We start from the raw sequence: 18,624 nt of genomic DNA on the forward strand, positions 1-18,624 counted from the left end.
TTGGGCTGCAACTCGTTATTCTACTTCACTAGAGAGGAGTCATCACAGATGATTAAGAAAATGATTACCAGTTATAAAGCATCGCTATCTAAGCAGATCCTGTTTTTTCTCGTCTTGCTTATTGTTGTTCCCTCTGTCGTTCTGAGCCTGACCTTAACACAACTGGCGCGCAACCAGTTAGAGCGCGAATTGTTGTCCCAAGTCGAATCGGTTACTACGATGATTACACAAGTACTCAATAATTCGTACCAGGATTATTCTGTTACGATCGATAGTTTTGCGGATGTTCAAGTTCCGCCGGGGCAAAATGCGGATACGTATATCTATGATCGCATCCGCAACATAGAGAAAGACATCGACAATGTTTTGGCTGCGTTCATGTACTACGACAATCGATACTACAACTCGGCGAAAAAGGAAATTGATCCGACTACCCGGGAATGGTACAAGCAAGCAATGCAGCATAAAGGGCAGGTCATTGTGACGCCACCTTATATCGACGCGATTAGCGGAAGCTACGTGATTACGTTTGCCAAGACGCTCTCGGATGGTACAGGAGTAGCGGGAATCGACGTTTCTATCGATCACTTGAACGAGCTGGTAAAGACGTACAAGATCGGGGAAAAGGGATATGTCAGCTTGTTCGATCAGAACAACGTGACACTGTCGCATCCTCGTTTCCCACAAGGCAAGCCGCTTGAAGACGAGCGATTCCAAGTAATGCGTGATCAAGAGCAGGGTTCTTTCGAAATGGAAGATGACGAGCTTCGTGAATATTACCATTTCACCAAGCAAAATTCGCTCGGATTGAACGTCGTTTCCGTTATTGATTGGAGTGAAATCAATCAAAAAACGGGGCCACTGTTGCGGACTTCGTTCTTGTTCATCGTACTGTTGCTTGCCCTCATTGTCCTGTTCGTTTGGATATTCATGAAACGCACGGTGCGACCAATCCTGCAATTGAAGCAACTGACCGACTCGATCGCGCAGGGGGATTTGACAGTCCGGTCTATCGAGAGTGGAAGAACGGATGAGATTGGGCAGCTGCAAACCAACTTCAATACGATGTCGCAATCGTTGTCCGATGTCCTGCGTCAAATTACCGATCATTCCGAGCAAATCTCTGCTTCCTCCCAGCATTTGTCTGCGAATTCGGAGGAGAACGTGCAAACGATTGAACAAGTGGCTGCTTCCATGCAAGAAATAGCGTCCATGTCTTCAGATATGAATCGGAGTATAGATACCGTGAAGCAATCGGCGACTCAAGCGCAACAGGAGCTGGATGATGCCATCCGCATTCTGCGTGAGAGCACGGAAATGTCGCAGGTCATCACCAGTCTGGCCAATACCGGAGAGGAGTCCCTCGGAGCGGCGAGACAACAGGTGAATATGATCGTGGAGCATTCCACTCGTTCAAAAGATGAGATGGAGGAGTTAAAACGGGTTGCTGGAGAAATTAGCGGGGTGACGAATTTCATCCAAGATATCGCCTCTCAGACGAATTTGCTAGCGTTGAATGCAGCTATTGAGGCGGCACGTGCCGGGCAAGAAGGCCGCGGGTTCGCTGTCGTCGCTGATGAGGTACGCAAGCTGGCTGATCAGACAGGTTCTGCTGCTGAAAAGATCGACAGTCTGATCGGCGAGGTTCAGAATCGCGTCCTTCACATGGTAAGACGCACGGAGGAAGGCGTGGATTCTGCTACAGCGGGAAGTGATTTGACACAATCGGTTGAGCAGCGTTTTACGGAGATGAATGAGGCCATTAACCGCATTGATGCGCACCTCGCGCAAGTAGCCCGCGTCAGCGAAGGGTTGATGCAGTCAAATACATCGATGCTTGTTGCCTTTGGTGAATCGAGCGCCATGAGCCAAGCCACTGCACAGGAGGTCGATCAAGTCGCCGCAGCCAGTGAAGAACAGAATGCTTCGATGGAGGAAGTGGCGGCTTCGGCAGGGCATCTTGCCAACATCGCTGAAGAGTTGCAGTCATTGGTGCAGCGTTTTAAATTGGAGCGCTAACAGTAGTTGTAGTGATAAAGAGAAAAAAGACCAACATATGTTGGTCTTTTTTTGTCCAAGTTGATCCGTATAGTTACCTAAGTAATGTAAGTGTAACTTCTATTGAATTATCAACAAATGATCGATTTGGACGAGATTTCATGATTACGGTCAGTCCAATTAACGATACGATAAGCGCTTGTGCGGTAGCTTTCGCGTCTATACTCGAATCGAGTTCACCTGAGCGGATACCTCGCTCGATCGTTTCTTGAAAGATGACAGAGAGGTACATTTGGTGTTCCCTTGTCAAAATCTCAAATTTCTCATCATGAGGGGCAAGTTCGACCATGGTATTAATGCAAAAGCATCCTCGGCTGAGACCTTCCGTATATTCCTCATCGGCCACCTCTTTAAAAAAATGGCGAAATGCTTCTTTTACGGATGGCTGGTTTTGAAGCTTCGTTCGTATCTCGGAAGCACGAGACATCGTGTATCTGCGTAGTGCGGCTTCGAACAATTCTTTTTTGTCCCCAAAGGTTGAGTAAATACTGGGGCGCTGGATACCCATTCGGGAAGTTAGATCACTTAATGAGGTAGCTTCATACCCCTTCTCCCAAAAGAGCTGCATAGCTGCATCTAGTACTTTTTCTTCGTCAAATTCGCGTGTTCTTGCCATAAAGTGTTCCTCTCATTACTCAAGTATTCGAATCTATGTAACGGTCAATAGATATTTTGTACTGAATGGTATTTTATATTTTATTGTTTTTCATCTGTTTTGTCAATTTTGCGACGGCCTATCCTAGTGTGAAAAAGAATGCTGTTGACAAAAAAAGAAATAGTGGGATATATTTACTGGGCATAATAACGTACTGATCGGTATGTTATTTTGTTCTAAACGAAAAATGAAAGGAGGTTAGGTGAAGTCAGATGGAGGAGATTATTGAAAAAGTAACGGCCAAAGCCGATAGGAAGGCGGATTCAGTGCAAGGCTCTCCCATGCCTCGCTATGTAACACTATTGTTTGCGGTTGCTTGCGGGATGTCAGTTGCGAATATCTACTTCGCGCAACCACTACTTGATCATTTGTCGATTGAGTTCGGAATTGACTATTCCATCATTGGGATTCTCATTACCCTTACTCAAATCTTTTATGCAGTAGGACTGTTATTGCTTGTGCCACTGGGCGATTTATTGAACCAGCGCCGCCTGATTATCGGTCAGATGTTTTTATCTGTGGTAGCGCTGGTAATCGTAGGGACAGCTTCCACCAGCACGGTACTATTCGCAGGTATAGCTGCGGTAGGCTTGCTAGCCGTTGTGACGCAGACGATCGTTGCATTTGCTGCGACAATGGCTGTCCCTGCTGAACGAGGGCGAGTGGTTGGAGTCGTTACAAGTGGAATCGTCATTGGCATACTTCTAGCGCGAACCGTTGCGGGGTTATTAACAGATCTTGCAGGGTGGCGTTCCGTATATCTGGTCTCTGCTGCATTCCTATTGGTAATGGTTTGCGTATTATTTCGGGTATTGCCAAATAGGGAGCGGGAGGTAAAGTCGCTATCCTATCTCCAGTTGCTTGGATCGGTGCTGTTGTTGTTCGCACAAGAACGGCTATTACGTATTCGCTCTGTTCTGGCTATGCTGATTTTTGCTGCCTTTAGTATTTTGTGGACGCCATTAGTACTGCCTCTTAGTGCGCCGCCATTATCTTTGTCGCATACGGCGATCGGGGCGTTTGGTCTCGCAGGAGTTGCCGGAGCGTTAGCTGCAGCAAGGGCAGGGAAGCTTGCAGATCGAGGCTATGGACAGAGAACGACGGGCTTTGCTTTGAGCCTATTGTTACTATCCTGGTTGCTAATCAGCTATACAGAACAGTCCTTATTTGCCTTGGCGATAGGTATAGTTTTGCTTGATTTGGCAGTACAGGCCGTGCATGTTACGAATCAAAGTATGATCTTCACCCTGGGTGCAGAGGCGCGGAGTCGGCTCACGGCGGGGTATATGGTTTTCTATTCGATCGGCTCTTCTGCTGGTTCCATTGCCTCGACCTATACATATGCGCATTTTGGTTGGGAGGGAGTATGCTTGCTCGGAGCTTCTGTCAGTGCATTGGCTCTGTTGTATTGGGCAGTGACCAGACGAGTTTCATGAGCTGTTGACTGATATAAATTTTGCAAAAGGAGAGATGGTCTGTGGAGATTGGTATTACTTCGTTTGTGGAAACGACACCGGATGTTCAGACAGGTGAAGTGATGAGCCACGCACAGCGATTGCGTGAAGTTGTCGAGGAAATCGTCCTCGCTGATCAGGTTGGGCTTGATGTATTTGGCATTGGTGAACATCATCGCAAGGATTATGCTGCTGCTTCTCCAGCAATGGTGCTGTCTGCAGCTGCGCCACTGACAAAAAGGATTCGGCTGACCAGTGCAGTGACAGTGCTTTCTTCGGCTGATCCAGTGCGTGTTTTTCAAGATTTTGCTACACTCGATGGCATTTCGAATGGACGGGCAGAGATTATGGCGGGACGGGGTTCCTTTATCGAGTCTTTTCCTCTGTTCGGCTATGACTTGAATGACTATGATGAGCTGTTTGATGAACATTTGGAACTGCTCCTGAAAATACAGGCGTCCGAAAAAGTAACCTGGAGGGGCGGTCATCGGCCAGCTATTCAGAATTTGGGTGTGTATCCACGGCCCGTTCAGAATCCTTTACCCATTTGGATTGGCAGCGGAGGTAATCAGGAATCTGTTGTTCGTGCAGGTCTGCTGGGATTGCCACTGATGCTAGCGATCATTGGTGGAAGTCCGCGGCAGTTTGCACCACTTGTGCAGCTTTACAAGAAGGTGGCCATGCACGCTGGTCATGACGTATCGCGATTAACAGTTGGGTCACATTCACTAGGATTTGTTGCAGAAGATACGGAACTGGCGGCAGATACATTCTTTCCTTCTACCCAAGCAGGAATGAATAAAATCGGAAGGGAGCGGGGCTGGGCGCATTATAACCGTGCTAGCTTCGATGCCGCACGTAGCTTGGAGGGGGCATTGTATGTGGGTGATCCGGAGACGGTTGCTCAAAAGATCATCCACCTTCGCAAACATGTAGGCATGACGCGCTTTATGATGTATGTGCCGATATCCACGATGCCGCATGATCAGGTAATGAGAGCCATTGAGCTGCTAGGAACAGAGGTAGCGCCTCGGGTGCGAGAGGAAATAACCAAGTGGGAAGCAGAGACGCAGCAAGAATCAACATTTGCTTAATGGAGGGATTCACGTGGATTTTCATCGTCGAGTACTGCCGGAATTAAACCAAACATTAGCACAATTCCCTGGTTTTCAACTCGAAGAAAATTTGGAATCGAGCAGGGCCATGCTGAAAAATCCGCCTATTGTGAAGTCAGAGGACGTACGTACCACAAGTCGAATGATTCCGGGCGCAGCAGGAGAGATGCTAGCTAAAATATACGAGCCCGTCCAGCGGACAGGTAGTATGCTTCCGGCCATGCTGTGGATTCACGGAGGAGGCTATGTGATGGGGCATCCCGATATGGATGACGCTCTATGCGAACGCTTTGTACAAGCGGCTAATTGTGTCGTCGTATCGGTCGATTATCGTCTGGCTCCCGAGCACCCTTATCCAGCTGCCATCCATGACTGTTACGCCGGTTTAACATGGATGACAGACGAAGCTGAGTCACTCGGCATCGATTTGGATCGGGTTGCGATTGCTGGTGCAAGCGGGGGAGGGGGGCTGACCGCAGCACTTGCTTTAATGGCCCGCGACAAAGGCGGACCGGCGCTTATCTTCCAAATGCCGTTGTATCCGATGATCGACAACCGTAATCGTACAGCGTCGAGCTATGAAATTGAGGCTGAAAATGCAACCTGGAACCGGACAAACAATTTGGCTGCGTGGAGCATGTACCTAGACGAAGGTGCCGACGACAGTCAGGTATCCGCATATGCGGTGCCATCGAGAGCAGAAAACTTGGAGGGGCTGCCGCCGACTTATACGTGCGTAGGACAGCTCGATCTGTTCCGAGATGAGACGATCGAATATGTGACGCGTCTTGCACAAGCGGGCGTAGACGTTGAATTTCATCTGTATCCCGGATGCTACCACTGCTTTGAAGTGTTTGTCCCCGAAGCGGAAGTGAGCCAACGCGCCAGCCAAAGCTATGTGGATGCGATGGCAAGAGCGCTTAATCCTAAATAATCGATGAGGCAAATAGCACAACAACCGATCGAGGAAGGTCTCGGCGATTGTTGTGCTTTTCTATCATGTTACCTGGAGAGAAGAAAATGTTTTTTCAGTAATATATATTTGGTTATATTTTTCTTGAATATATTGATTTACAAATTGTTTATAGAGTGAATATAATAATTAACGTTAGGGAAATATATTTTACAAATAAACAAACAATTCGGAAGTGAAGCACAACGTAGGGAAAGGAATAATCTTACTAACGATTAGGAATGCTTTCTATGATCGCTTTCCTAAAATACCGCCAACAGCAGAGAGGAAGAGGAAGCTTACGTGGGAAACAAGGAACTGAAGAGAGGCCTGGAAGCCCGTCATATTCAGATGATTGCTTTGGGCGGTACGATTGGTGTAGGGCTATTTATGGGGTCGGCCAGCACGATCAAATGGACAGGACCATCCGTCATGCTTGCTTATGCAATTGTAGGAATTTTTATTTTTTTCATCATGCGTGCAATGGGTGAAATGTTGTATATGGAACCAAGTACTGGTTCATTCGCGACCTTTGGCCATAAGTATATCCATCCGTTAGCAGGTTATATGACGGCTTGGAGTAACTGGTTCCAGTGGGTCATTGTCGGGATGGCAGAGATTATTGCCGTCGGGACGTATATGCAGTATTGGTTCCCGGATTTACCGCCTTGGATTCCAGGCATTATTGCAATGGTGATTCTCGGTGCAGCAAACTTGGTTTCGGTAAAATCATTTGGTGAATTTGAGTTTTGGTTTGCCATGATCAAGATTGTAACGATCGTTTTGATGATTATTGCAGGGTTTGGATTAATTTTCTTTGGCATTGGGAATGGTGGAAACGCAATCGGATTATCGAATCTGTGGGAGAACGGCGGATTCTTTACAGGCGGTTGGACAGGCTTTTTCTTTGCTCTTTCCTTGGTGATCGGGGCGTATCAAGGTGTCGAGCTCATCGGGATTACAGCAGGGGAAGCAAAAGACCCGAAAAAAACATTAAGAAGTGCGATCCAAAGTATCATCTGGCGCATTTTGATTTTCTATATTGGTGCGATTTTTGTTATTGTAACCGTTTACCCTTGGGATCAATTGCAGGCAATCGGCAGTCCGTTCGTTGCTACTTTTGCGAAAATTGGTATTACCGCAGCGGCAGGTCTCATTAACTTTGTCGTGATCACTGCTGCCATGTCTGGATGTAATAGCGGGATTTATAGTGCAGGGCGTATGCTGTATACCTTAGGTGTAAATGGCCAAGCCCCGAAAGTTTTTACGAAGCTGTCTTCGAATGGTGTGCCGTTGTTAGGTACGATTGGTGTGCTGATCGGTCTGGGTGTTGGCGTTATCTTAAGCTATATCGCCCCAGAAAATCTATTCGTGTATGTGTACAGTGCGAGTGTGTTACCTGGTATGGTTCCGTGGTTTGTCATCTTGATCAGTCAAATCAGATTCCGAAAAGCAAAGGGTGCTGAAATGGACAACCATCCATTCAAAATGCCTTTTGCGCCAGTGAGCAACTATTTGACCATTGCTTTTCTCATCATGGTACTCATCGGTATGTGGATCAATGATGATACACGCGTCTCCTTGATTGCCGGGATTGTCTTCTTGGCGATTGTGGTCATCAGCTTCTTTGCACTAGGAATTAGCAAGGCAGTTCCACTGGACGAGCAATCAAACAAGTAATAACGAAAGGGACCAACATTTGTTGGTCCTTTTTTTGTTCATCAAATCGCCTTTGTACGGCATACCTACTTCGTTTATCATTAGGATGACTGGACTGGTTAACCGTCTTCAGCTGCCAATGTCCGGGCTCGTCAATGGGTAGACTAAAGCGGGATACTCATTCATGATCTGAGAAAAAAGGAGCATAAGAATGAAACAACGCAACTATACACCGATTATCGTTACTCTCACCATAGCGATTAACACGCTTATCGCCATCTTGTACTTCATGCCGAAAAACAATGATTTCAGCCATCTCGACCTGACGTTTCTGCCGTTTTTTAATGCGGTCATGAACAGCTTCACCTTTGTATTTTTGATTGCCGCGCTTGTTTCCATCGTGAAGTACAAAAACATTAAGATGCATCGAGGATATATTTTTGCAGCCTTCTCCACAACAGCTCTCTTCCTGGTTTCGTATGTGGTCTACCACGGAATGGCACCTAGTACTTCCTTCGGGGGAGAGGGAATTGTGCGACCGATCTATTACTTCATCTTGATTACACATATTTTATTGTCGGCGATTATCGTTCCATTTGCGTTGATTACGACTGCACGTGGACTCAACATGAAAGTGGAAAAACATAAAAAAATCGCTCGCTGGACGATGCCGATGTGGCTGTATGTCAGTGCGACGGGCGTCATTGTTTATATCATGATTTCTCCGTACTATTAATCAAAAAAAGAGCATTAGCTGCTATAGCTAACGCTCTTTTTTTATGGACGAAGCCTTTATATTTTCTTTTCACGTTTCTTAAACCAGCGTTTGGGCAGGAAATAAATAAGCCCGGATACGACAAGAAAAGCCGTTAAGATGGAGACAATCTCTAACACAGTCACATAATTGAGGTCTTCCCATTCGCCCACATGCAGTCCGTAGAAGAAATCTAAAATGGGATCTTGTTTCAAGGCTGAGATGTGCCCTTCGGAAGAAACAGTCAGCCGTAGAATTGGATCTCTGCTGACGTACACTTTGAAAGAGTCACCTGATTTTGCGATCGATCTGATCTCATCCCAAGAATATTCCCCAGTTTCTACTAACTTCTCACCCACATAGGAGATGGTTAGCTTTTCTGGTTGGGCAGGTACCTCGATCATTGTCGTTTTCAAGTCTGTGGCTTTTTCCTGATACCAAGGGACATTTAACAGGAGAAAACCAGTAATGGCCCACATCAGTAAGAAAAGGCTAACGATGAGTCCGATGTAGCGGTGGAAGTTACGGTTCCACTTCTTAAATAGCATGCAGGGTTACTCCTCTCGATGACGTTCTTGATGATTATATAAACTTTGTTGATAAAAGGAGATGGCTCAGATGAGCTATTTTACTTGAACAATTCGTGAAGCAGAACGTAGTGCTATTACCAATCCCAGCGGCCTTGTTTGATTCCGAGATTTGCGGCGAGTACAGAAGCAATCGGTTGCTTGATGGGGGCAAGTGAATTTGCCGTGCAGCTGGATTCTGGCTGATAATTCAATTCCTGCGCTTTTTGAATATTGGCCTCGGCTAGATTGTTGGTTTTGTTTGCTTGCTCATAACAGGGCGGTGAAATATACGTCTTGTTTGTGTGCTCCAATATGATTCGTGTATCGGGTGAGGGGCTTGCCTCAACAGGAATGGAAAGCACGCCTGCTACTACGACTACAGCACCAATGCCAATAAGAAGTCCTCGCTTCATCATATTCACTCCATCTATTTAGTAAAGGATTGTCCAAATGAGCCGATTTATTGTAACACCTTATTTCTAAGTCAGTAATGGCTCATTGTAGCTATTTACTTAGAAAAACCACCGCCTCCAAACGGGGACGGTGGTTGGTTTATCTATGAAGAGATCTCTTTGCCGTTTTCGTCGACACCTAGAGCTTGTCGTGCCATGATCTTGAACTCTTCCAGCCCTGATTTCAACGCGAAGGTGGCAAGAATGGCGGGATACGCTGATGTCATTTCTGCAATATGCTCATGCATACGCGGCCATACACGGCCTCCTGCTTTCTCATACCGTTGGATGAAATCGGCCAAGCCAGTGTCTCCGAACAACATGTAAAAGACCGTGAAATCAATGGCAGGGTCAGCGACCTCGGCCTCCGTCCAATCCAGGAGCCCCGTTACCTTGCCGTTTTCAGCAACCAGGATATGCCCCGGATGGAGGTCACCATGCACAAGAGCAGAGTGAGCAGGCCAGAATGTGTCATCCGCAAGCCATTTTTGCCATCGCTCCCATAGCGCCCTAGAAACGCCAAAGACATGTTTGACTTCATTCATCTTTTCTCGAAGGCTTGCTCGTGCTTCGCTAGGCTGCTTGACGCGGACGCCAGCATCGCGAGCAAGATCATGATGAATACCGTGTAATTCCACCAATGCTTCCGCCCACGTTTGTATGCACAGTTCCGGCAGAGATTCAGGATTCAAATACCACTCATAATTTTTTGTTTCCATATTGATCGTTGCCATCGGGGTGCCACCCAGGATCGGATAAGCGATGAATTCAGAGGTGTGAACCTGCCAATTTGGTACTTCGACATGTAGATGTTTGGCAACGAGATCTAACACCTTTTTCTCATAACGAGCTGTCTCCACGACATCGTCCCGTCGTGGTTGGCGCAATACCCATGGAACGCCATCTATCGTACTTGCAAAAATCGCAAGAAAATCTAAGCCGGATTCATTTACCTTCACGCTAGTTGGGTCTATAAGGATTCCGTTATTTTTCGCGATTGCAAGTATTTGCTCTACATTGTTTTTTGACATAACAAAAACACCTCATTCATGAATAGTTAGAATCAATCAAACACAAATAAACCCATCCCATTCCGTTTTTGAAAATGGTTGAGCCAACATGGGGTCTTGTCGATTTTAACGAAGTCTCATGAATGCGATGCCTATTGCAATGTCCATCATCGTAACCTCCTATAATTGAAAACAAAGATAGTGTACCATGGAATCTAACGAATAGCGACGAGGAGATTAGCGATGATGAAATTGATTTCTTGGAATGTAAATGGACTTCGCGCATGTGTAAACAAAGGATTCTACGATTACTTCAAAGAGGCGAATGCCGATATATTTTGCTTGCAGGAAACGAAGCTACAAGAAGGTCAAATCGAGATGGAGATCGGCGAGGAGTATCATCAATATTGGAACTACGCAGAGAAAAAGGGGTATTCCGGAACGGCTGTTTTTACAAGAATGGAACCACTATCTGTACGTTACGGCTTGGAAGAAGACCATGAGCCTGAGGGACGAGTCATTACGCTGGAGTTCCAGGATTTCTATCTGGTAACGGTATATACCCCGAATGCGAAGCGTGATTTGTCGAGATTGGATTATCGGCTGGAATGGGAAGATCGGTTTCGGAACTACTTATTGCAGCTAGATGCGAAGAAGCCTGTAGTGGTTTGTGGGGATCTGAATGTCGCCCATCAAGAGATTGATTTGAAAAATGCGAAGTCCAATCGCAATAATTCTGGCTTTACTCCTGAAGAGCGAGAGAAGATGACGAGTTTGCTGGCAGCTGGGTTTGTGGATACCTATCGATATTTTTATCCGGATCAGACAGATGCATATACGTGGTGGTCTTTCATGCCGAAGGTAAGAGAACGGAATATCGGGTGGCGTATTGATTATTTTCTCGCGTCTGAGAGACTGGCACCGTCGTTGCTCGGGGCGGGAATTGACTCACAGGTGCTGGGAAGCGATCATTGTCCGGTCGTGTTGGAGTTTGGGAAAATCGAATAAAGAGCAAGAGGAAGGGAAGGATATGGGTGAGTATGCTATGCCTGTAGTCAGCAATTGTGAGGGTGAGTGACCTGAAATAGCAAAACTGCCTATAATCAAACAATTAAGACGAAATTGGATATAAGCGAACGTTGATGTGGAGGAGCTGAGTTTCGTACAATGAAAACGTAAGACTTCTAATGAAGAGGGGATAGGATATTGCTAACCATGAATTTGTTACTAATTGCTTTTCTGATTGTTGCTACTGCTTTTTTTGTGGCAACTGAATTCGCAATTGTAAAGCTTCGCCCAAGCCGTGTAGACCAATTGGTCATGGAAGGGAGAAAGAATGCTCTTGCTGTTCAGAAAGTAGTTAGTAACCTGGATGGATATTTGTCAGCGTGTCAGTTGGGGATTACGTTGACAGCCATTGGCTTGGGGGTATTGGGGAAACCGACGATTGAAAGTATCATTAGCCCAATTCTTACGCCTTATTTACCCGAACAAGTCGTTGCAATTCTGTCGTTTGTGATTGCTTACTCACTCGTTACGTTTCTACATGTGGTTGTCGGGGAACTGGCACCGAAAACAGTGGCGATCCAAAAAGCAGAAGCGGTTAGCTTACTGTGTGCGAAACCTATTATTTGGTTTTATAAATTGATGTACCCTGCGATCTGGGTGTTGAATGGCTCTGCTGCTCTGCTTGTGCGTTCATTCGGTATGAAACCGACCAAGGAGCACGAAGAAAGTCACTCAGAAGAAGAGCTGCGAATCATTCTGACGGAAAGCTATGAGAGTGGCAAAATTAATCAGTCTGAGTATGGATACGTCAGCAATATCTTTGCCTTTGACGAGATGCTGGCCCGCGAGATTATGGTCCCGAGAACAGATATGAGCTGCTTGCACAAGGAATATACCCTTGAGCAAAATCTGCGAGTCATGAAAGAAGAGCAATATACCCGTTTCCCGGTTATTTCGCAAAACAAAGATCATATTATCGGGATGATTAACACGAAAGAGTTCTTTCTGAATTATGCAGATGATCCAAATTTGGATATTTCCAAGCTCATCCGACCGTTTTTGACGGTTTCTGAGGCTACTCCTGTAAAAGACCTTTTGAAAAAGATGCAGAAACAAAGAACGCATATTGCCATCCTGATTGACGAGTATGGCGGTACCTCCGGAATGGTTACGATCGAAGACATTTTGGAGGAAATTGTAGGTGAGATCCGTGATGAGTTCGACGCGGAGGAAAAAGCCGAAATCGAAATCGTAGAAGAGAACAGCCATGTGATTGTAGACGGAAAGGTACTTCTCTCAGAGGTTAATGATTTGCTTAACGCTAATATTAATGAAGAAGAACTCGATACCATCGGGGGTTGGCTATACAGTCAAAATTCGACGCTCAAAGAAGGTATCCAATGGCAATACGATGATCTCGTCTTTACGATCCGAAAGAAAGACAAGCATCGCATACGGAAAATTGAAATTCAAAAAGCGGCAGAAGTTCCAACTCGTGAGCTGCAGGACGTAACGTAATCAAAAGATGGGGGATTCCCCATCTTTTTTCTATATGACAGAAGGTAAAGAAACGGGTCGAATAAAGCGGTCGCGTTTCTCTTATTAAGCGAGATTACATATAAACAATATTGTAAGTAGGTTTCGTTACGCCGTTCGCGTACTGTTTCATGTCTACTAACTCGAGTTTGAGACGTGGATTCGCACTTCCAAATAGGGGGATACCTTCACCGACCATCACCGGATTCACTTTCAGCACTAATTGATCAATCAGTTGATGTGCCAGTAACGCTCCTGCCAATTCACCGCCCCCACATAGCCACAGCTTGCCGTTTTCTTGCTGTTTAAGATTTTTGATAAATTCGACGGCATCGCCTTTGACCAGCTCGACTTCTGCATTGGACTCGAACTGCATGGAGTTAGAGAAAATATAATGCTTGATTCCCTTATAGCCTGGTTCGCCCGGCTTGGCACCGAATTTAAACCCGAACTCATACGTTTTGGCGCCCATCAGCACAGCATCATATTCCTGAATTTCAGATAAAAAGTCCGGTACATGTTCTCCCTCAAATAAAAAGAGAGTGTTTTCAATATTTCCATCTATGATCCCTTGATCGGCAATGAAATTGTCTAACGATACGGCAACATGATAAATTAATGAGGCCATTTGGAAATCCCTCCTTTTTTCTCCATTCCATTTTATGTGAAATGATCTAGGGCTTGCACGCATTTTTAATTTGAGCACTCATTTGATACAGTCTGATTCATAAGATAAAGAGGAGGAGCGTCATGAAACAATATTCAATTTGTCCCCAACAGTTCTTTTAAGGTGTTATCAATAAACGCGGTATCGACAGGGTTAAGTCCAAACCCAGCCAAGTGCCCCCAGATTGATTCAATCGGCTTAAAATTAGCGTTTGGGATGTGCTTCGTCTCATATTCACTGTCTTCTGGCGTGAAATACAAATCAGTCCGTACAGGCATCACAACCGTTTGTGCCTGGATGCTTCGTAACGCTGCCTCAAAGTCTCCCTTGTATCTATCATTTTGGCTAATGTCGGCATGCTGCCACGTCCACATCATCGCCAGCAAATCATTTGCATCTGACGGAACAAAGCTCTCCTCCCAAAATCCCGAGATAAATTCGGAAAGTGTCTCATAGCCCAAAGCTTTATAGCATTCCTCGCGATAAAATGGCTGTGAAAACCCCCAACTAGCATAAACGCGCCCCAAGGTACGTAAGCCAACCTCGGGAGATGCTGTATACTGCCCGTTATTCCAAGCTACATCGGCCTGCAATGCTGCTCGAATCCCTTCGATCAAGACGATGTTATGCGGCCATGTTTTTGCGGTTCCGGCAAAAGGAGCCAATCGTTCGACCATATCTGGGTAGCTCGCCGCCCAATGAAAGGCCTGGATGGCCCCCATCGACCAGCCGGTTGCCAGCGCAATTTTTTTGATGCCAAACCTCTCCGTAATGAGTCGATGCTGAAGTGTGACATTATCGTAGATCGTAACGTGTGGAAAATTGGCCTGATCATACGGGTTGGCTGTATTGCTCGGGGAGGACGATAGCCCGTTGCCGAGCATGTTGGGAATGATGATAAAATATTGATTCGGATTCAAAGCCTTATCTTCCCCGATGAGCCATTCGTTTTGGTAATGCTGGTCTCCAAACGATGTAGGAAATATAATGACGTTATCCTTGGCTGCGTTGAGTGTGCCATACGTTTTGTAAGCAATAAATGCATGCGGTAGTGTCACACCTGACTGCAAGCTAACCTCTCCCAAGTGAAAAATGTCGTAATCCATCTCGCATTGCTCCTTTGTAAGCATGATTTTTTTCAACTATAAACGTTCCCGTACAGGGGAAAGTCAAGGGAATGACAGATTGGGGTTTTTCCATGTTTAAGATCAGTGAATTTTCCCGATTGAGCAGAGTGTCCTTAAAGACACTTCGTTTTTATGACCAAATTGGTATTTTGAAGCCAGCGGATATCGACAAAGAGACGGGCTATCGGTTTTATGCAGCAGAGCAATTGGTTACGCTCAATCGAATCCTCATGTACAAGGACTTGGGCTTTACGTTGCAACAAATTCAGCAATTGCTGCATGAAGAAATGTCCATAGACCAACTAAAAGGCATATTCAGGCAAAAAGAAAGGGAGATGGAACGGCTACTTGAGGAGGAGCAAGCACGATTGAATCGAATCAAGGAGCGTCTGCTATGGATCGAGCAAAAGGGGTACATAGAACAAGAGGTTGTCTTTAAACAAGTCGAAGCCCAAAAAGTTGTTTCATTCCGTTCAGAAGGTACAGTGGAAGAGATTCCGATGTTTTTCGATCGGCTGGCTCATTATGCAGGCAAGCAGCAGAGAGGGGTGCTTTCTCCTATCGTTTTGTGGAAGGAGTCGGAGAGAGACGAGACGGCATTCGAAATGGAGATCGGCTATGTAATCAAACAGGACATTCCCTTGCCATCCGCATCCGACATGCTGGAAATAGGTATGCTGCCAGAGGAGCCGATGATGGCCACCCTGGTCCAACGTGTAGAGCCATTCGTTCCTTCTACGGCCTGTATTGACTTGGCAAGATGGATAGAGCGCAATCAATACCGGATCAAAAAAGATCAGCCAGGCAGAGAAAACTATCTGCAATCCCCGCATGGTGGCGATACGTATGTAGAAGTACAAATTCCCATAGAATCCCCATGAAGAAGGCCAGTACCTGTATAGACGACGAGGTACTGGCCTTTTGCTTGTGTTCATTTGACGCTGGTGGAAGGCAGGTAGTACAGTGAAGTTAACCAAAAATACAGAAAATTACAGAGCGGAAGGAAGGGAATCCTGCTATGAATAGAAAAGCACGTCGGTTCATTGATCTGAGTGTGCCTCTTGATCGGCTGGCAAAAGAACCGTTTCCACCTGAGATTCAATACAATAGTCATGAAGAAGGGGCTGTCCAAGCTGCCCAGTATTTCGGTTTGCAACCAACGGATTTTCCCGAACAGAAGGCTTGGGCGAGTGAAACGGTGACACTCACGACACATACAGGGACACATGTAGATGCGCCTTGGCATTACTGGCCTACGTCAGAGGGAGAGCCGGCGAAAACGATTGATCAGTTGCCGTTGGAGTGGTTCTACGGAGATGGTGTCCTGCTTGATTTTAGTGAAAAGCCGTTTGGCTATGAAATCACGGTGAATGATGTTAAACAGAAGCTCGCCCAAATCCAATACGAACTGAAACCGTTCGACATTGTCCTGATCAGGACGGATGCGGATAAAAGATACTATGAAGAGCACTATTTTCAATCACACGCAGGAGTATCCGCCGAAGCGACACATTGGCTGATCGATCAAGGAATCAAGGTCATGGGAACCGATGGGTGGGGATGGGATATTCCGTTTTCCGTTCAGGCCGCTGATTATAAACAAAATCCGCGCGATGGAGTTTTATGGGCGGCTCACTATGTGGGAAAAGAGAAAGAGTATTGCCAAATTGAAAAGCTGGCGAATTTGGAGCAATTGCCGAGGTCCTACGGGTTTACCGTTTCTGTGTTTCCTGTGAAAGTGAAAGGAGCGAGCGCGGGATGGGCACGTCCTGTAGCGATTTTTGAGGAAGAGGAGTAGTTGCATGGGCATTAACAAGAGAGCGAAAGTTCTGTTCCTCCTATTCTTCTTGGGTTTTTGTTTCATCATGATCGCGTATGTTTCTCTGATCTGGTATCCTGCATTACCATTCGAATCCAAGTCCAAAAGAGAAGTGACCGAGCTGTTGGGCGAAAACACGGGAACCATCGTCAAATTGACGACGGAGGAAAGCGTTGATTGGTATGGGTATGGGCCGCAAGCGAATCAAGCTACAGCAGCAGAAGCGATGAAACGAGCGATGACAGAAAAAGGATGGACTTTTATCGAGCAAGAAGGGGCTGGTTACTTTTTTGAAAGGGAGAAAGAGAAGATGATCATCACGTCACAAATGTGGACGGGCAACTATGTACTCTTTCGAATCCCCGCAGGTGTTCTATGGAATGGCAGGGCTCATTGATTTACGCACGCATCTCTTTCCACAACAAATATTTCTCTCGTAAACAAACAGCACAAGGCCGATACCCCGCAGCAATAGCGGTAGCTTCATCAGCAAAAAATACACGATGGCGCACATAACCGCCTCGCGTAATGGCTCTGATGGCAGAGGGACAGTCCAGTCGGCCATAAATTTTACCTGGCCTGTAGCCGCCAAATGTGCCGGGTGTACTGCTTTTATAAAACTGGCGATTGGCTCCTAGCAGGGTGTAAGTTTTCGCAGGCATGTGGCTTCCTCCTTTGTTGGTTGATGTCGGTACATTCACTTCAACAGGAGGAAGCCATAGCAAGCCTACATGGATTTTTTCCTTACGAGTATTTCGGAATCGCGAAGTAGGCGGACAAGCGGTGGTTGATCTGCTCTTCGGTGAGTTCTGGGAACAATCTCGCTTCCTTCACCATATCGTACAGACGCTCCATCGGCTCGCGGCCATCGGCTTTTTTTGCCTTCGCGTCGTTTTTGAGCAGATCCCAAATTCCAATCACATACTCGCGTCTGGTGATATCTTGTTTGCGGAAAAAGAAATCGAGGCGCTCCACATGGTCCATGAATTCGTCGCCGAAGCGCTTGTCCACTTCCCCGCGCAAGAGGGCGATTTCTGCTTCGTACATCGGACGCTCGTTGCCTTTTTCCTTGCTGATCCAAGGTGTCTCCAGTACAAGTGGCAGGTGGCGGATTTTCTCGTGGTTCACGATGTAGTTCATCGCATCAAAGCCGATGAGTCCAGCACCGATTGGCGCATGGCGGTCTTTGCCTGCCCCGCGGAAGTTTTTGCTGTCATTCAAGTGAACAACGGCGAGTCGATCCAAGCCGATTGTCCGGTCAAACTGTTCCAAGACGCCATCGAAGTCGTTGACGATATCGTAGCCCGCGTCGTGAATGTGGCAAGTATCCATGCAGACGGTCAGCCTGCTGTTGTCTTCTACTTTCTCGATGATGGACGCGATTTCCTCAAAGCTACGACCGATTTCCGTTCCTTTGCCCGCCATAGTCTCCAGCGCGATGTTCACGTCGGTGTCTTTGATGCCTGTCAGAACTTCATTCAAGCCTTCTGCGATCCGGGCGATGCCGTACTCCGCATCCTTGTCGGTGTAAGCGCCAGGGTGGAGCACGATATTTTTGACGCCAATGTAGTCGGTCCGGCGAATCTCTTCTTGCAGAAAGCGGACAGCAAGCTCATAGGTATCGTCCTTGTAAGAGCCCAAGTTAATAATGTACGGGGCATGTACCACGATTTCATCCACGCCCTGCTTCGCCATTACTTCTTTGCCTTCTGTAATGTACTGGTCCTCGATTGGCTTGCGGCGGGTGTTTTGCGGTGCACCCGTGTAGATCATAAAGGTACTCGAGCCG

General features: G+C 46.4%; 19 protein-coding genes. 11 read left to right on the forward strand and 8 right to left on the reverse strand.

Annotation, left to right across the window (positions count from 1 at the left end):
* Positions 1–48: 48 nt before the first annotated feature.
* Positions 49–2,019 carry a methyl-accepting chemotaxis protein gene (locus PMI05_RS16180; RefSeq protein WP_007723625.1) on the forward strand — a complete coding sequence of 657 codons (1,971 nt, stop codon included), beginning with the start codon at positions 49–51 and terminating at the stop codon, positions 2,017–2,019.
* Between the two features lie 73 nt (positions 2,020–2,092).
* On the opposite strand, the gene PMI05_RS16185 is transcribed toward PMI05_RS16180, so the two are convergent.
* Positions 2,093–2,674 carry a TetR/AcrR family transcriptional regulator gene (locus PMI05_RS16185; RefSeq protein WP_007723626.1) on the reverse strand — a complete coding sequence of 194 codons (582 nt, stop codon included), beginning with the start codon at positions 2,672–2,674 and terminating at the stop codon, positions 2,093–2,095.
* 251 nt (positions 2,675–2,925) lie between these two features.
* On the opposite strand from PMI05_RS16185, the gene PMI05_RS16190 reads away from it, so the two are divergent.
* From PMI05_RS16190 to PMI05_RS16210, 5 genes are all read left to right on the forward strand, one after another.
* The gene (locus PMI05_RS16190) at positions 2,926–4,149 is read left to right on the forward strand and encodes an MFS transporter (protein WP_007723627.1); all 1,224 of its coding nucleotides are present in this window, start codon (positions 2,926–2,928) and stop codon (positions 4,147–4,149) included.
* 41 nt (positions 4,150–4,190) lie between these two features.
* On the forward strand, positions 4,191–5,261 hold the full coding sequence (locus tag PMI05_RS16195) for an LLM class flavin-dependent oxidoreductase (RefSeq protein WP_007723628.1): 1,071 nt from the start codon (positions 4,191–4,193) through the stop codon (positions 5,259–5,261).
* A 13-nt stretch (positions 5,262–5,274) separates the two neighbouring features.
* Positions 5,275–6,216, forward strand: a complete 942-nt coding sequence (locus PMI05_RS16200) for an alpha/beta hydrolase (RefSeq protein WP_007723634.1) — start codon at positions 5,275–5,277, stop codon at positions 6,214–6,216.
* 321 nt (positions 6,217–6,537) lie between these two features.
* On the forward strand, positions 6,538–7,914 hold the full coding sequence (locus tag PMI05_RS16205; protein ID WP_007723637.1) for an amino acid permease: 1,377 nt from the start codon (positions 6,538–6,540) through the stop codon (positions 7,912–7,914).
* A 190-nt stretch (positions 7,915–8,104) separates the two neighbouring features.
* A complete protein-coding gene (locus PMI05_RS16210; protein ID WP_007723639.1) occupies positions 8,105–8,629 on the forward strand; it encodes a DUF420 domain-containing protein in 525 nt (174 codons plus the stop codon).
* Positions 8,630–8,685: 56 nt separating this feature from the next.
* Here PMI05_RS16210 and PMI05_RS16215 read toward each other — a convergent pair whose 3' ends face one another.
* The 3 genes from PMI05_RS16215 to mphJ form a co-directional block, all read right to left on the reverse strand.
* Entirely contained in the window at positions 8,686–9,195 is a 510-nt protein-coding gene (locus PMI05_RS16215; protein WP_007723641.1) for a PepSY-associated TM helix domain-containing protein, read from the reverse strand.
* A gap of 116 nt (positions 9,196–9,311) precedes the next feature.
* Complete coding sequence (locus PMI05_RS16220) at positions 9,312–9,632, reverse strand: hypothetical protein (protein WP_007723643.1); 321 nt, start codon at positions 9,630–9,632, stop codon at positions 9,312–9,314.
* Positions 9,633–9,772: 140 nt separating this feature from the next.
* Positions 9,773–10,699, reverse strand: coding sequence for a macrolide 2'-phosphotransferase MphJ (gene mphJ, locus PMI05_RS16225; RefSeq protein ID WP_007723645.1), 927 nt, complete (start codon positions 10,697–10,699; stop codon positions 9,773–9,775).
* A gap of 225 nt (positions 10,700–10,924) precedes the next feature.
* Between mphJ and PMI05_RS16230 the strand changes: the two genes are divergently transcribed.
* Both PMI05_RS16230 and PMI05_RS16235 read left to right on the forward strand, forming a co-directional pair.
* Positions 10,925–11,686 carry an exodeoxyribonuclease III gene (locus PMI05_RS16230; RefSeq protein WP_039960912.1) on the forward strand — a complete coding sequence of 254 codons (762 nt, stop codon included), beginning with the start codon at positions 10,925–10,927 and terminating at the stop codon, positions 11,684–11,686.
* Positions 11,687–11,884: 198 nt separating this feature from the next.
* Positions 11,885–13,204 carry a hemolysin family protein gene (locus PMI05_RS16235; protein WP_052006435.1) on the forward strand — a complete coding sequence of 440 codons (1,320 nt, stop codon included), beginning with the start codon at positions 11,885–11,887 and terminating at the stop codon, positions 13,202–13,204.
* A 94-nt stretch (positions 13,205–13,298) separates the two neighbouring features.
* On the opposite strand, the gene PMI05_RS16240 is transcribed toward PMI05_RS16235, so the two are convergent.
* Together PMI05_RS16240 and PMI05_RS16245 are read right to left on the reverse strand one after the other, a co-directional pair.
* Positions 13,299–13,850, reverse strand: coding sequence for a dihydrofolate reductase family protein (locus PMI05_RS16240; protein WP_007723653.1), 552 nt, complete (start codon positions 13,848–13,850; stop codon positions 13,299–13,301).
* Between the two features lie 134 nt (positions 13,851–13,984).
* On the reverse strand, positions 13,985–14,995 hold the full coding sequence (locus tag PMI05_RS16245; protein WP_007723654.1) for an alpha/beta fold hydrolase: 1,011 nt from the start codon (positions 14,993–14,995) through the stop codon (positions 13,985–13,987).
* 71 nt (positions 14,996–15,066) lie between these two features.
* On the opposite strand from PMI05_RS16245, the gene PMI05_RS16250 reads away from it, so the two are divergent.
* The 3 genes from PMI05_RS16250 to PMI05_RS16260 all read left to right on the forward strand — a co-directional run bounded on the left by PMI05_RS16250 (position 15,067) and on the right by PMI05_RS16260 (position 17,232).
* The gene (locus tag PMI05_RS16250; RefSeq protein WP_007723656.1) at positions 15,067–15,897 is read left to right on the forward strand and encodes a helix-turn-helix domain-containing protein; all 831 of its coding nucleotides are present in this window, start codon (positions 15,067–15,069) and stop codon (positions 15,895–15,897) included.
* Positions 15,898–16,034: 137 nt separating this feature from the next.
* Positions 16,035–16,814, forward strand: a complete 780-nt coding sequence (locus PMI05_RS16255) for a cyclase family protein (RefSeq protein WP_007723658.1) — start codon at positions 16,035–16,037, stop codon at positions 16,812–16,814.
* A 4-nt stretch (positions 16,815–16,818) separates the two neighbouring features.
* Positions 16,819–17,232 (forward strand): hypothetical protein, encoded by a 414-nt coding sequence (locus PMI05_RS16260; protein ID WP_007723660.1) that lies wholly within the window; start codon positions 16,819–16,821, stop codon positions 17,230–17,232.
* 1 nt (position 17,233) lies between these two features.
* Here PMI05_RS16260 and PMI05_RS16265 read toward each other — a convergent pair whose 3' ends face one another.
* Positions 17,234–17,497, reverse strand: coding sequence for an Ada metal-binding domain-containing protein (locus tag PMI05_RS16265; protein ID WP_007723664.1), 264 nt, complete (start codon positions 17,495–17,497; stop codon positions 17,234–17,236).
* Between the two features lie 82 nt (positions 17,498–17,579).
* On the reverse strand, positions 17,580–18,624 hold a 1,045-nt coding region (locus PMI05_RS16270), incomplete at its 5' end, for a deoxyribonuclease IV (RefSeq protein WP_007723667.1).

Source organism: Brevibacillus sp. BC25 (assembly GCF_000282075.1).
Classification (GTDB): Bacteria; Bacillota; Bacilli; order Brevibacillales; family Brevibacillaceae; genus Brevibacillus.